General features: G+C 43.5%; 16 protein-coding genes. All 16 read left to right on the top strand.

The window, feature by feature from the left end:
• Positions 1–1,571 precede the first annotated feature (1,571 nt).
• Positions 1,572–2,291 (top strand): DUF2971 domain-containing protein, encoded by a 720-nt coding sequence (locus ACJJIN_RS12045; RefSeq protein ID WP_444894825.1) that lies wholly within the window; start codon positions 1,572–1,574, stop codon positions 2,289–2,291.
• Between the two features lie 103 nt (positions 2,292–2,394).
• The gene (locus tag ACJJIN_RS12050) at positions 2,395–2,796 is read left to right on the top strand and encodes a hypothetical protein (RefSeq protein WP_444894826.1); all 402 of its coding nucleotides are present in this window, start codon (positions 2,395–2,397) and stop codon (positions 2,794–2,796) included.
• Between the two features lie 130 nt (positions 2,797–2,926).
• On the top strand, positions 2,927–3,505 hold the full coding sequence (locus ACJJIN_RS12055) for a hypothetical protein (protein WP_444894827.1): 579 nt from the start codon (positions 2,927–2,929) through the stop codon (positions 3,503–3,505).
• 47 nt (positions 3,506–3,552) lie between these two features.
• Entirely contained in the window at positions 3,553–4,731 is a 1,179-nt protein-coding gene (locus ACJJIN_RS12060; RefSeq protein WP_444894828.1) for a hypothetical protein, read from the top strand.
• Positions 4,732–4,836: 105 nt separating this feature from the next.
• On the top strand, positions 4,837–5,352 hold the full coding sequence (locus ACJJIN_RS12065; RefSeq protein WP_444894829.1) for a hypothetical protein: 516 nt from the start codon (positions 4,837–4,839) through the stop codon (positions 5,350–5,352).
• 55 nt (positions 5,353–5,407) lie between these two features.
• Positions 5,408–5,743 (top strand): hypothetical protein, encoded by a 336-nt coding sequence (locus ACJJIN_RS12070; RefSeq protein ID WP_413664758.1) that lies wholly within the window; start codon positions 5,408–5,410, stop codon positions 5,741–5,743.
• Between the two features lie 95 nt (positions 5,744–5,838).
• Entirely contained in the window at positions 5,839–6,180 is a 342-nt protein-coding gene (locus ACJJIN_RS12075; RefSeq protein WP_444894830.1) for a DUF6508 domain-containing protein, read from the top strand.
• A 1,344-nt stretch (positions 6,181–7,524) separates the two neighbouring features.
• Positions 7,525–7,845, top strand: a complete 321-nt coding sequence (locus tag ACJJIN_RS12080; RefSeq protein WP_444894831.1) for a hypothetical protein — start codon at positions 7,525–7,527, stop codon at positions 7,843–7,845.
• 751 nt (positions 7,846–8,596) lie between these two features.
• A complete protein-coding gene (locus tag ACJJIN_RS12085; protein WP_444894832.1) occupies positions 8,597–9,001 on the top strand; it encodes an ester cyclase in 405 nt (134 codons plus the stop codon).
• Between the two features lie 64 nt (positions 9,002–9,065).
• Positions 9,066–9,398: a hypothetical protein gene (locus ACJJIN_RS12090; protein ID WP_444894833.1), complete on the top strand. Its 333-nt coding sequence runs from the start codon at positions 9,066–9,068 to the stop codon at positions 9,396–9,398.
• A 104-nt stretch (positions 9,399–9,502) separates the two neighbouring features.
• Positions 9,503–9,880, top strand: coding sequence for a hypothetical protein (locus tag ACJJIN_RS12095; RefSeq protein ID WP_444894834.1), 378 nt, complete (start codon positions 9,503–9,505; stop codon positions 9,878–9,880).
• An 81-nt stretch (positions 9,881–9,961) separates the two neighbouring features.
• On the top strand, positions 9,962–10,447 hold the full coding sequence (locus ACJJIN_RS12100) for a hypothetical protein (RefSeq protein ID WP_444894835.1): 486 nt from the start codon (positions 9,962–9,964) through the stop codon (positions 10,445–10,447).
• A 69-nt stretch (positions 10,448–10,516) separates the two neighbouring features.
• Positions 10,517–10,912 (top strand): hypothetical protein, encoded by a 396-nt coding sequence (locus tag ACJJIN_RS12105; protein WP_444894836.1) that lies wholly within the window; start codon positions 10,517–10,519, stop codon positions 10,910–10,912.
• Positions 10,913–11,644: 732 nt separating this feature from the next.
• A complete protein-coding gene (locus ACJJIN_RS12110) occupies positions 11,645–12,259 on the top strand; it encodes a hypothetical protein (RefSeq protein WP_444894837.1) in 615 nt (204 codons plus the stop codon).
• An 816-nt stretch (positions 12,260–13,075) separates the two neighbouring features.
• Entirely contained in the window at positions 13,076–13,645 is a 570-nt protein-coding gene (locus ACJJIN_RS12115) for a hypothetical protein (RefSeq protein WP_444894838.1), read from the top strand.
• A gap of 529 nt (positions 13,646–14,174) precedes the next feature.
• Entirely contained in the window at positions 14,175–15,032 is an 858-nt protein-coding gene (locus ACJJIN_RS12120; protein WP_444894839.1) for a PA4780 family RIO1-like protein kinase, read from the top strand.
• The last annotated feature ends 116 nt before the right edge of the window (positions 15,033–15,148 follow it).

Raw genomic sequence — 15,148 nt, forward strand, 5'->3', positions numbered from 1 at the left:
CCTAATAAAATCTAATAAGATTATTTTTGTGCCTATATTTTTTGTTGCTCACGCATTAAAAATTTCGGTTGCATATAAAAATGGCCGTTAAGGTTAATATACCTACCGCTCCCACGCTGGAGTTCAGACAACAATAGATCATCAATGCTTCGTCTTAATACGTACTCCACATATCTACAGAAAAGATCTCTCCATATACCAAAGTAACTTGCAGACTTTTAAAATATTACTGCGAAATTTAGGAGCCTCTGAACAACCCAGTGATACCTCTACTTACAGAGTGGTTTCAATAAGAGCGCAGCTTCACAGGAATGACTAGACCATAGAAGAAGTCTGAACACGGTGCATGAATCGTTATGGAAGCCCCCCAGGTCGATCCTTGAAGACCACATCTACTGCGTTACAACGCTTGCAAAGGGCTACATCCATTCGCGGCGAACTGCACCTAACATCTTTAGCCTTCAAGATCCGCAGAGATATTACAGAGTGATTCAGAGGAACCCTGGATACCTTAACTAATACCGGCCTGTAAAAGTTAGCGAGTGCTAGCTTAGGGATTTACGATCATATTGACAGTGATAATAGAGAACAAGAAGATAAACCCAAAAACAATCATGAAATCAATGAGTTACGGGATAGCGTTAAAATCGGGATAGTAGTCAAAGTGATCGTTTTTCCAGTTTGTACGGATGTATCAGGATACTTTAAGTCTATGGTTTTAAATAAAAATTTAGGCCTTGGCGTAGAAATTGATTCTGAGATAACAATCAGGATAATAGTGGTCAGAGTGATTACTATATAGCTGTTATTGTGGCGGTCGGCTTCATTGATTTTTCGTAGTAACTGAAGCTTTAGTGCCACTAAATTGCAGCCGGTATTGAGCCCTTTTTACTGGTTGCTATTCAAGCAGTTTCGTTCCTAGGGTATTTGCTCAAGTGTGGTAGAGGTGGGCAGTCCGCTGCAATTTCGTGGAGTGCCAGTAAAATAGGAATTGGTTGGGGAAAGTGCGGTATTCTTTCCTCGTAAATATTGGGCAGGGTCCAGCCAAACTATGGCTGGCAAAGTGCTGGTAGTCGGTCCCGAGCGCGCCAACCATAACCAGGCTAGTCAAGCTCGCCCACCCCCTTTGGGGCTGGGCTGGACAGCCTACGCGTTGCTTCGGCTGCCCTTGCTAGCGGCGTTATTGTGGCGGCCGATTTTCAGATGTTCTGTAGCTGCTGCAAGCATCAATCTCTATCTGAGCACTTTTTTCTGAGAGTTTTCCTGCAATTTGGTACTACAGTTTCGTTCCAGTGCCATCGTTTTAAGTCAGCAAGCCCTGCAAGCCAGCTACGCCATCATGGAGTGCCAATCAGATAGTTAACCGGTTGGGAAAGTATGGTATTTTTCCCTTTAAATTTATCGGGCAGTGGCCAGCCAAAGTTGGCTGGTAGAGAGCAAGTAGGTGGTTCAGTGCGCGCCAGCCATAACCAGGCTAGTCAAGCTCGCCCAACCCCTCCGGGGCTGGGCTGGACAGCCTACGCGTTGCTTCGGCTGCCCTTGCTAGCGGCGTTATATTCACCAGAGGGTTTATGCTACCTCCTGAAATTCTCTTTAAATACCGCAAGTTCGACAAAGGGTGTTTGGAGTTATTACTTAACCGTGAGCTATGGTTTGCCACCCCAGCTTCACTGAACGATCCGTTTGAGGGTGAAGCATCATTCAATGAAGTATTGAATGCAGTTTGGGAACACTACCCATTTCCTTCGTCGCAGCGCGAGATATACAAGAGAAAGATCGAGGAACAACTTGCCAAAACTGGTATCTGTTCATTTAGCAAAGCTCGCAAAAACCAGCTCATGTGGTCTCACTATGCTGATGAACACAGAGGGGTCTGTATTGGCTTTAAGGAGAATCTTTTAAGGCCAGAAGGGTCATCCATCGCACCAATAGATGTGACTTACCAAGACGAGTATCCCTTTGAAGAGATTATCGAGCGCTTCAAGTACTTCGAACAGCTCCCTGGAGAGAACAATGTAGATAGTGTCGCTGGCGATATTCTTTACTCAATTTTGGGCACCAAGTATTCGAGTTGGCGCTATGAGCGAGAACGCAGGCTTGTGTTCTATAGATCCGAAGCAAAGCAATTCGATCCCGAAGCAGTTAATTCTATCGCCTTTGGGCTTCGAATGGAGGATCGAGATATATCGACGTTAAGAGCTATACTATCCGGTACAGAATGGTCACACGTGAAGTGGTATCAGGCAGTTAAGTCGAAAACAAAATATGCTTTGGACTTCGAAAGAATATAACAATGCAAATCACTAACTCGTCGCTGCGCTCCTCGGGGACAAAGGCCACGACGCGGCAAGCCGCTGTCCTTTGCCCGTGCTTGCCGCGTTAGGCACGAGAGTAATGAGCTACGACATTGGCATACTTAGTCTGGATTCAAAGATTTCCAACAGGGAAGCATCAGATTTGTACATTGCATTGTGCGAAGGGGATACTTCTGGAGTGGTGCCAAGTCAGAAAATAGATGCTTTTTATAAAGAACTCACGGCGAAACATCCCGAAATAGATGATGTTCCGGAAGAAGAAATAGATAACACGGATTTATGTCCTTGGAGTATCGCATTTGACTGCTCCCCAGGACACCTGATTATAAGTTGTGTCTGGCCGAAAGCTGACTACGTTACGGACTTACTAGCAGATTTGGCGGAGAAGCATGAATTAGCCTTCTTCAGCTCCGCCGCTGAAGTAATTATTTTTCCAGACGGCACCGAAGGTAAAGAAAAACCATGGTGGAAGTTTTGGTAAATAAATGCCTAACAAGTTGCTGCTGTTCATTCCGGCCCTTCGGGCCTCCATCAGACTGTCGTCGCTTTGCGCCGCCAGTCGCAGAGCAAGGCGTTAGTGATACGTAAAAATTAAAATTATGAGAAATATTATGCAAAGAGAATGCCCGTATTGTGCAGAAAGCATACAGAGAAGGGCAAAGGTCTGCCGTTTTTGCAGTGCGAAAGTCGATCCTATTTTTGTAGAGAATGTCCAAGCAAATAGACAAATTTGCAAAATAATGGATTGGCATTCCAATGGATGTAATGCAGATGATATTTCTAAGAAAATGAATTTAGCTGGCGATCTAACTTTAGATTCGAATTCATCATGGACGGCTGAGAGAATCCAAACAATTCTAAATAGTTTCAGTGGTAATAAACCTCAGGCATCTACTGTTTCTAGAAAAGCACCCATACATATTTCGGCGTCGGGTAGTTTTCGCACTGAGCAATGTAAATGTGCTTGTCTAAAGTGTAATTCTTCCCAAGATGAGCTTGTTACATTTATAGAGGGGAAGTGCAATCATGTTCTCCATGCGATCATTACCATTTTCACATTTATTTGGGGTATTGGCTGGCTGATTATCTTTATCGGTTCTCAAAATGAGACAAAGAGAAATCGTAGAATTTCTATTGCCGAACGAAAGTGCAATGACTGCGGTAGTGGTCTTGTTCCCATAAACGAGTAGGAAAGCTCCACTAACAAGGCGCTGCCGGTGGACGGATAAGATAATATATGGTTTATGAAATAGAGCTTGATGAGCGATTGGTTGGCTACGCTATGTCTCCGGTGAAACCCGGTGAGATGGCTCCAATTGAATATCGTGGTATCTCTTTCGCTTCTTCTGGAAGAGACTTCATAAGAAAAGCCGAAGGAATTTTATCTTCAATCATCTCGAAAGCTGATGAGAATTTAAGACCGTGGGATGTAAAGACTCTTGTAGCGCTGATAGATCAAGATCAAATTGCCAAAGTTTATCTAAATGAAATAGAGCTAACTGCTGCAGCAATGGTAGCAAGCAAGGTGTCAGCAGGAGATCCCGTTCGTAAGAGCGATCTATACCATATAGATAAACTTATTCTGAAAGATATCGAATTCAGAGAAGATCTATCGTTTGTTGTATTAATCAACAATGGATGGGATCGGATATTTTATTTTGATTTTGGACCTAACTTAGATGGTGATAAGAAAAAGCCTATTCATTATGACGTTGGTCACTTCTTAGCTATTGGATTTTCCATGTCACTATTCTTTGAACTCTTTGACTTGAGCGACGTTGAATGGAGAAAGGTAATCGATACCGGATGGTTCCCATTTTCGTTTCTCAGCTATGAAAAGCAAAAAACGCTATTGAATAGCATTAAGCTTGGATGGCCTACAGATGAAATTGAGTCAGATGCTGATGAATACTTTTGTGAAAATGCGTGCGAGTGGATTGATAGGCTTAAGAATAATTCTCTAATTAACGAACATATTGAACTAATTGAAAGCGCATTGGAGCTTCACAAAGATAAGCGATATGATGCTTCAATCCATATGCTGTATCCGAGAATCGAAGCTATTTTAAAGAAAGACTTTATGATCAAGAATCCCGATGCTTCAAATAAGAAGGCACGTAAACAATCTAGTTGGGCGAGCCACACTGCGACTAACATAACCGATCACAGCCATGTATTCAGTCGTCTATTTCCGTCATGGTTTGCCGAGTATGTGTTGTCTGTTTTCTTCAAAGGATTCGATTCAGGCGATACACCCGACTTTGTAAGTAGGAATACAGTGGGCCATGGCGTTGTTAATAGCTCCGCGCTCACAAAAAAATCGTCCTTGGTCGGGTTTCTCATACTGGATCAAATTAACTTGTATACCGGCTTTGCTAAGCAAATGGAGATTCAGGTTCCGGATAAAAACTTGTAACAAGTTGATGCTGTTCGTTCCGGCCCTGCGGGCCTCCACCGGACAGCCCACGCTTCACGCGGCCTGCCGCAGGTCGAGGCGTTAGTTTTCATCGGGCTTCGATCAATGAAAGTTATATATCTAACCTTATTAATCATCCTTTATTCTCAGCGAGCTATTTCGTTTGAATATGATCGTAAGGATTTAAGCGTTGATTTGAATAATGCCACTGACATTGTTCTTGCCAAGAAAATCTCAGGTCGCATCGCGTACGCAGATCTAACACATGAAATTAGCTCATATAACGCAAGGCCTATTGAGTGGCGCGACTCTCCAGCGTGGGAGAGATTACAAGATCTGAATCGAGGTATCGACTCAACTTTTTTGGTATTGAATTCAATCAAGGGTTCTTTTGAAATAGGGGATCGATTTATATTTAACGACTCATGGATACCTGTTGAGTTGGGTTCAGTTCAACTGTATTTTCTTTATCGGAAAAACGATCAAATCCAGTCTAATCCGTGTCATCGAATGCCAATCGGCGATAACAAACAATCAGTCGTCGAGCTTTCTTCAGATCCTAATGGGATTATTGATTTGGTTTTACGCAACAAGCTATCATTCTGCGATTCAAAAAACTGACAATGCAATGCACTGGACCTCCTGTGTATTGCTTAGGGCGTTATGACTTCCAAATATGAAAGAGATTAAAGAAAGAATTATAAACGCGGGATTAGGTGAAAAAGGGTTGCCGGTATTGGCCAGAATGGGTGAAGATCCAGGAAAGGAATATATAGAACAACTGCTGTCTGACTTGCATTCACTATTTCAAAACCTAAAAAGTTCAAGCAGTTTGAGCAAAGAGTTGTCGTACGCCTTGTACTGTATAGGCCACTATCCATATATTGAGTACTCAGCATGGATTGATAAAGGTGCAACATTTAGAGGCGACCTGATTGACCCTCAGATATTTCAGTTAGAAATGGCCGTTGAAAGTATATTTTGTAATGAATGGTTGGAGTATGTTAATTAATCAAAGTAAAATAATAACAAAAAGCTCTTACGGAAAACCTACGGGTTGCTTCGGCGTCCGTAAAGCTTTGCGTTATGCACATGAGAACTGAAGCATTGAATATTGAAGATACAGAGAAGTTAATATCATGCTATCAGTTGGCGATTTTGGCGCTTCCAAAAGTAACTCGTCATGAAGGATATCCTTATTATCCAGATGAGATCTCTGATTTTATGAATCTTTTAGAGCGCCCGCCTTGGGTAGCATATGAATATCAGCCAAAGAAAATTAGAAATATTTTAGATTCGATTGATCGAGCCACATTTGAAGAAGTCAGGTGGGCTTTAACTGCAGCAGCTAGAGCAGAAAGGTTTTGTGAAGGTTCCTGGGAGCTAACACTCAGAAATAGGCTTCTAGATCCAGTCCTTAAGCGACTTCAAGACCTACATCATGCATAACAAAGCCGCAACAATAGGACACCCACAGATTGAAAGATGGCTCTGGAAATAGTTCAGGCCTTCCACTTTGACGACCATTTCTCCTGGTCTGGTGTACGGCAAAGTGAAATACTGAAAAAATTATGCTTGAGGTTTGAAAATTGCGTGATTTTGGCCAAACCGGAAGGAATAGTATCGAAAGATTGGGAGAGAATTGGTGGGGCTTTACAAAAAGGAAACGTTGGCAGTCGCCTATGCCATGTACCCAGCGGTTATTGCGCTGAATACAAGCTTGCCGTACAGCCTCTGCTGATCCCACCAGGCCTTTAAAGCGGCTTTCAAAGTTTCGATTGAGATAGAACCAGTGTTTTTCTGAGATGTCCAGCCACTCAAGGATACGGGGCGTCTTTTGACAAATGGCACCGATTGGCTTGAGACCTACATAAGCTATAAAGTGGGCTTCCTAATAGGCCTAATTAATGACTTAGCGGCCAAGCAGACAGCAGCTAGATAAACAGATCTCTCCAGATAAAAACGTGACCTTGCAATACACGACTACATCATTAGCCCGGCCCATTAGCCACATAGCTTCGGCATACTTGGCCACCTCGGCTCCAGCTAAGCCTTATAAGATGTTTCTGTTCGTCAGCTCGCAGTTTTACTAGCGGCTTCTCTCCGCAAGACCTCGTGATGTTGTAGTTGCCATTCGCTAGTAGTTAGCATTTAATGGAGCCCATTAAATGGTGATCCTCCTACAGGGGACTTTCTCCCCATTAGTTCACGCCCATGCTGGGCGTACCAAGTAAAGGCACGCCGACAAAATTGGCGCTGCGCTTCTATTTTGCTCGAGCTACGAGCGTTAAGTTTACTGAGTATGAATGAGTATTCGAGCAAGAGAGCACTAAACAGAACCATACGAAAGGTCGAAAATCAATTTGCCACCAATCTAGCTAAGTCAAAGTGGCAAAGAAGGCAGCTTGAGAATGATTTAGAGTGGTTTGTAACTTGGAAGATTAAGCAAGTAACCCAACCGAAGACCTTCTGGTGTGACGGAGCTACAGACTTGCATCTGGACAGAGTTTCCAAAAAACAGCTCCGTATAAAGGCTTTGATTCGTATTGGGCCAGAAAGCAACGTAAACTGCATCAAGGAAGCAATACTACAGGGGACAATTTTCTTAAGCTCGCACGGTAAAAGACTAAAGAACTATAAGCTCGTCATTGAGAGCGGTGAGTCAAAATATGTGCTATCGAAAAAAACTTAACAAGGCGTTTAACTACACTCCGGCCTCAAGCGGCCTCCGTCGGACAGCCAAAATCGTACTTCGCGCCGGCTGCCGGTTAGCTTATCGTTAGGTTTACATTGATGAAGTACTTCGGTTTTCTTATTGCCGTACTCTCTATAAGTGGTTGTGTCATTCAACCAAAGAAATGTTCGATGGCGCAGCCTTCAGAAGGCTGGGTGTATATTAAAAAGCCGCCTGCAGAGGTGACGGAAGCAGCGGCAATACAAATTGAGAGCGGAGCGCACCATCTATGGTTAAAGAATAAAGATGGCCGTTATGGATTTTGTAGTCGGCCTAGAGGTCACGTTGATTGTTCATATCATTTCGAAGAAATAGATATAGTCAATAATAATTATGAGCAAGTTACTTTAACAATATCTACGTGTGGTAGCCCCTATTAATGAATAGGCCGCAAAACCTAAATCTGGTAGCCGATAGTTTTAGCTACCGGCCCCCGGAGCTCCCATCGTGCGGGTCCGCAATGAGCGGTTCCCTATCCGTACAACGGTAGTTTCGGGCAGATCTTCATTTGAGTTGAGTGTCATGGCAGTGTGCTAACTCAACTTATCCGATTGGAAACATATCGGTAGGCTAGCCCTGTCTTTTAACCCACGGATTTCAGGTTCAGGCCTTGACCTTACCCAAGGTAATAATCTTGGTATTAGGCTACTATGCCATCGGCTGACTTCTGTTTAATCATCCTGACCAAGACGCTGCTATATTCCACCACCTTTTTATGTCCCTGCGATAGTGCTAGCAGGTTGGGCCTACTTATGAGTCTGAGGCCACGCTGACAGCTTCACCCTAGTAAACTAAACAGATTCGCCAGATAAGAACGTGAACGCTCACTATACCACTGCATCATTGACTCTATCTGTTAGGTGTCCTTGGCCATCCCGCCTCCAGGCTAAGCCTTATATGATGCTCCTGTTCGTCAGCTCGCATTTGCTAGCAGCTTACTCCCTACAAGACCTCACGGTATTGCAGTTGCCATTAGCTAGTAGTTAGCATTTAATGGAACCCATTAGTTCACGCTCATGCTGGGCGTACCAAGCCAATTAACTACACGTCTTTGGCACCCGATAGCTTACACGTCGCTTCGCTATGTTTCAGCTACGGGTTATTGAGGCGTTATGTTTCTGAGGATGACTGGTGCATAAAGATCAAGTTCGAAAATTTTATGAGGTTCTTTGGGATGCCCACGATAAGAAAGTAATGCCATCGATCCTGCATGAGAGCTTCTCCTTTAGAGGATCATTAGGACAGGAAAAGCGAGGTCACAAAGGTTTCGCTGAATATGTCGATATGGTTCACAAAGCGCTGGGTGATTACAAATGTATTATTGAAGATCTCGTAGAAGAGGGAGACAAGGTTTTTGCAAAGATGTCCTTTACCGGATTTCATAGAGATGAGTTTATGGGCTTTTTACCGTCACATAAACGCGTAACTTGGAATGGATGTGCCTTATTTACCTTTGAAGGTGATCGAATCTCTGATGTATGGGTGCTGGGTGATTTAAAGAGCCTTGAAAATCAGCTCAAGAAAAACGAAACATAACAATCGCAGCCAGCAGGACCGTCGCTACGTGCCGACTTCTACTGCAAGGCGTTATGTGTAAAAAATGAAAGAACACCAAATACAAAAAGTAATAGACGAGCTTCCTGATGATAAGAAGATTCAGCTGTTGTGTAATTACGGCCATCAATTAACAATTCATGCCCGTGGTGGTTATGAATTTCAAGGGTCGGGTGTTACCGATCCGAGACTACTGAGAGACTGCAACGAAATTCAACACCGCGTTTTTCAAGCAGTTCGCGAAGTGGCTCAAGATTCAAACAATCAATTTTGTCTCAATAACGTTGGCGGCTGGATATCAGCCGAAGAAAGAAATGAAACAATACGTACAGCTAGTGTTCAAGCTTTTCAAACAGCACTGGCTAAACTCAACACATAACCAGGCACGCAATGCTCGGCCAAGGGAACCTTAGACTGGGTTGTCACTGCATCGTAGCGCCGGCCCATTCGCTTGGCGTTTAGCCTACAAAGGAATATCAATCATTGAGCAAGCACGTTGGCTGTATTATTAATGAACTTGAAGAATCAGAGATAGCTGATGATGATTTTAGTTTGTTTATGATTTTATTAAAAATTGATGATTCTGGAGAGGTGACATCAACTGAATCTATAGAGCCAATCGGTAAAATTGGTGTCGACATCGATAATGAAGAGTGCTTGTTTCATATAACTCCTTACGGCAAGCCTTTAAAAATATCTGAGGCATATGCAGAAATAGAAACTATTGATTCTAGGTTTTCTCTTGTCTCTGTAATAGAGAAAGAATTCGATGATTCATCATGGATAAGAATGGATAATCCAGTAATTGGCTTTGGGGAAAATGTAAATGAAAAACGGTTTTTTATCGTATGCAGGGCTTAATAAAGGTAGGCAACTTCGCCCGCTAAAGGCGCGGGCTAGACTCGCTAACTCCCGCCTTTGCTACCGACGTTAGGCTCTCATATGAACGAAGCTCTAGTACTTGAATATTTAACCGATAGTGATGGTAGTACTAGGGATATTACGTTTACTCCAGCCACTTTGGCTTGTGTCGAAAAATTCATAAAGCTATTTCTCGAGGAATTCAGCGATGGCGAGCTTCAAGATCAAAACGGTGAAGTAGTTGAAATGTCTTCGGAAAGTGTAGTGTCTTACATCACACAACGTGAAGAAGGTTGTATTCATGGACAGCTGAAATCTAGAGATAGCTTTGTAAGACAAGTTCATCTGTTTCTCGATTGGCCTGAAGGTGAAAAAATAGCTGTTGAAATATCGTATTTTCCAAACGATCTTTGCAGTGATTTTACTACATCGATCTTTTTCAAAGCATTGAATAGTTGGTGGGATACTCTACAGACTAATGATGTATTCGTTAGGTATGAAAATGCTAGCTGGGAGTTTTATGATCCCGAGGGGCTGGGAGTCTTTTATCATGCTGTCAAGTCCTAGCTAGCACATGTTGTCGGACTGGTTTTCTGCTGTGCTCCAAACCAGCCGTAAATGCGGACGTTATGAACGATGAACACTCGGGCCAAATTTGTTTTTTTTCTATTGTTAGTTGTCAGCTGTACGAAGCAATATGATATTTCGCTAATAGTCAATGAAGCTATCGGCTTCAAGCCTAAAGAGGATTTCGTAGTTGTCAAGCGAGAGAAGGCTTCTGATATTGCAAAGTATTTCGATGACTATAACGAAATTTTCTATATAGAGATGTCAGAGCATGATCATGCTTCATTCATGAAGATCGTTGAGGAGGGTGGCTCCTGGAAGCTTCAGCCTAAATCTAGCCTTCCGGGCAGTAGTAACTTTCCGGAATGGGAAAAAATCATGTACTTCAAACAATATGGTCTTTTGACAATATTCAGAGTACGTGGCGACAGACGTGCGATTAATATTCAGGTCTACGAGCAGTGAGGCTCATAAATCGGGTAGCCGGTAATTTTTAGCTACCGGCCCCAACACCACCCATCGTGCGGGTCGCAATGGGCGGTTCCCTATCCGTATGAATCTCTACCCAACAATAGCGTCGAGCAGCTCTTCATTTGAGCTGAGTGTCATGGCAGTGCGCTACCTCAACTTATCCGACTGGAAACATATCAGTAGGCTACTATGCCGTCGGTTGACTTCTGTTCAATCACCTTGACCATTACTGGCCCAGGCACCGCTGTGTTCCACCACTCTTGTCTACCCCTCGAGGCTAGTGGGTTGGGCCTACTTATGAGTCAGCGGCCACGTTAACAGCTTCATAGCAGCAAGCTAGACAGGTCCCCCCAGATAAGAAGGTGAACTTTCACTACACAACTGCATCATTTACTTTACCCGTTAGATCACCCGGCTTCGGTGCCCTTGGCCACCTCACTTTCAGGCTAAGCCTTATAGGATGTTTCTGTCCGTCAGCTAGTAGTTTTGCTAGCGACTTCCTCCCCACAAGACCTCGCGATGCTGCAGTTGCCATTCGTTAGTAGTTAGCATTTAATGGAGTCCATTAAATGGTGATCCTCCTACAGGGGACTTTCACCCCATTAGTTCACGTCCCTGCTGGGCGTATCAAGTAAAGGCACTCGACGCCAAAACCTTCACTTCCCTATGGTTTTGACAGAATTGCGTTATGCATCAATCTCTCCACCAAACAATAGGTATGTCTATATGAACCAAATAGCAACGCAGGATGTAGTTCGCATATCAGATAGTCTTTCTAAGGGAATGGATAAACTATATAAGACTGGGGGGTTCGCATTAGCCTTTGGGTTTGCTGGCATTTTATCTATGGTATTGGCTAACATACCTGGACTAACTTTACCGTCTGAGTTATTTGTTGTTGGAGCGATATTGACTATCGGGTGCTTTTTATTTTTCGTGTATACCCATTTCCAAGGAGCACGAAAAGCACTTGCTGAAATCAATGAAAATAAGCCTCTGATTGATGCCGTACAAGATGTTTCTTTACAGATCACAGAATTGACATCTGTTATTCAAGCGTACAGCTTTAAAAACCTGAGTAAAATACATAATACTTTAGAGGTTGCATGCCCTATTATTGAAGGTCTTCCCCTGATTGGAGATAAAGCCAAAGAATGGGGATTAAATGATGCCTCAAGGATTTCAGGCATAATTGTGGATACTACTGAAAACACAAAAAACTTGGTAACGGAAGTTAAAGAAGCTCTTATCAAAGGTGATTTAAAGAAACTAAAAAGTTACTCCAAGGATCTACAGCAAGCTGTGGACACAACCAAAGAGGCCCTAAAAACTAATGCTTAAATCGGGTAGTCGATAGTTTCTAATTACAGGACCCCACACCACTCACCGGGTGGGCCCGCAATGGGCGGCTCCCTATCTACAATGAATCTCTACCCAACAATAGCGTCGAGCAGCTCTTCATTTGAGCTGAGTGTCATGGCAGTGCGATACCTCAACTTTATCCGACTGGAAATATATCCACAGGCTAGCCCTGTCTTTTAAATCGTGGATTTTGGGTTCAGGCCTTCACCCTGTCCAAGGCATTAATCTTGGCATTAGGCTACCATGCCCTCGGCTGACTTCTGTTCAATCACCTCAGTCATTACTGACCGAGGCGCTGCTGTGTCCCACCATTCTTGTCTACCCCTCAATGGTGGCTAGTGGGTTGGGCCTATTTATGAGTCAGAAGCCGTGCTGACAGTTTCCCAGCAGCAGGCTAAACAGACCTCCCCAGATAAGAACGTGAGCTTTCACTATATAACTGCATCATTTACTCTACCCGTTAGATCACATGGCTTCGGTGTCCTTGGCCGCCTCGCCTTCAGGCTAAGCCTCATATGATGTTTCCGTTCGTCAGCTCCTAGTTTTGCTAGCGACTTCCTCCCCACAAGACCTCGCGATGCTGCAGTTGCCATTCGTTAGTAGTTAGCATTTAATGGAACCCATTAAATGGTGATCCTCCTACAGAGGACATTCGCCCCATTAGTTTACGCCCATGCTGGGCGTACCAAGTTTTTCAATGATCGCCCTTAGGGCTGGACAGCTTTAAACGTGGCTTTGCCACAAAGCTGCCCATTACAAATGGCGTTATATTTTTACTGAACTATGGAGTAGTAAATGAAAAGACCTACATGGGCGACAATAATTGGAGTGTTGGCAATTATCTTCGGGATATTTGGGGTTCTTGGTGGCGCTCAGGAAATAGCCATGCCCTCGATCCTCGAAATGCAGAAAGAAATGATGGCTGAATTCAGTAAAGGGGAGACTCCTGATGGAAAGGATATGCCCCAATTGACACTAGAAATTGAAGAGGAAGGTGAACCCAAACGAATTGAGTTTTCTCAAATGATGGAGTCTATGCAAGAACAGTTTAAGGTCCCAGAGTGGTATGAATCTTGGTCAATTGTTTTTGGTATAGTATCTATGGTCGTAGCAGGTCTGTATCTTATATCTGGAATATTTCTAATGATGACTAAAGATTTCGCGATAAAACTTTTCTATATAGCTATCGCTGCGTCTGTTATTTGGGCCATTATTCAAGCAGTAATTAGCTCACAGTCAAATAGTGGGTTCTTGATGGCTCAAATACCTGGTTCAATCTCTAGCATTGTCATCGATATAATACTTCTTATTGTGGTTCTCGTTGGCAGTAAAGAGGCTTTTGTTCCTCAACAAGAAGAAATATAAATCGGGTAGCCGGTAGTTTCTAACTACCGGCCCCCACCCCACCCCACCCATCATGCGAGTCATGAATGCTAACAAGTTGGACCTACTTACCAGCCAGTAGCCGCGCTGACAGAATCGCTGAAACAAATTACACACATTCCCCAAGATAAGAGCATAAAATTTCACAAATCAGCTGCATCATTAACCCTATCCATTAGATCACGTGACTTCGGCACCCTTGGCCTCCAGATTAAGCCATATAGGATGATTCTGTTCGCCAACTCATAGTTTTGCTCGCGGCTTCCTCCCCACAAAACCTTATGGTATAGCTATTCGCTGGTAGTTAGAGATCATTAAACGGTGATCTTCCTACTAGGGGTTTTCACATGTCAAGTGCGATTCTCATTGCCCCCATCCTTTACGCGAGCATTATAGAGCCCCATAATCGCTCTTTATCCATAAGCAGGATTAGATTTCTTGCCTCAAATACACATGGAAATATGTCAATAGCATATATGAATAATTGCCGAACACACGAAGCTGGTATCTAGTGAAAACTCCCAAACGTCTACAGCCTCTCATCGATGATGGCTTAATCGATGAAGTTATCAGCCGCCTAATGAGCGGCAAAGAAGCCGATATATTTATTGTCCGTTGTCGTGACGAAATTCGTTGCGCCAAAGTCTATAAAGACGCAACTAAGCGTAGTTTTAAAAAGGCCGCACAATACCAAGAAAGGCGTAAAGTTCGCAGTGGTCGTCAAGCACGTGCCATGCAAAAACGGTCGAATTATGGCCGCCAACAGCAAGAAGAAATTTGGCAAAATGCCGAAGTTGATGCTTTATCCCGTTTAGCACGCGCTCATGTACGAGTTCCCAAGACTTTTGGTTGTGTTGACGGTGTATTATTGATGGAGTTAATCACTGACGAAGCAGGCAATGTCGCACCACGGCTTGGCGATGTGACAATGTCAGAAGAGCAAGCAATTCAAGATCATGCATTAATGATTCATTACATCATGCTCATGCTTCACGAGGGAATTGTACATGGTGATTTATCCGAATTTAACGTCCTAGTGGATGATTCCGGCCCTGTGATTATCGATTTACCCCAAGCTGTTAATGCCGCTGCCAATAACAGCGCACAAGAAATGTTCACTCGCGACGTCGACAATATGCGTCGTTATTATGGCAGATTTGCCCCCTCTTTATTACAGACTCAATACGCCAAGGAAATGTGGGCACTGTTTGAAGAGGGTAACTTAACGACTAGCTCAACGCTCAGCGGCAAGTTTGATGATGACGATGACAGCGCCGATGTCGACGCCGTGCTAGAAGAAATCAAAGCGGTGATGCAAGAGGAACTGGAACGAAAAGAGCGCATACGTGAATCTTCAGAAGATGCATAAATTTAGATGAAAGCACCCGGTTTAGTAACCTTATTGGTTGCTGCGGGTATTGCTTATTACCCTATTGCACAAATTAATGCATACACACATTAGGACACCCAAAGACTGGAGGATGC

The organism is Microbulbifer maximicatervae (SeqCode) (assembly GCF_052467505.1).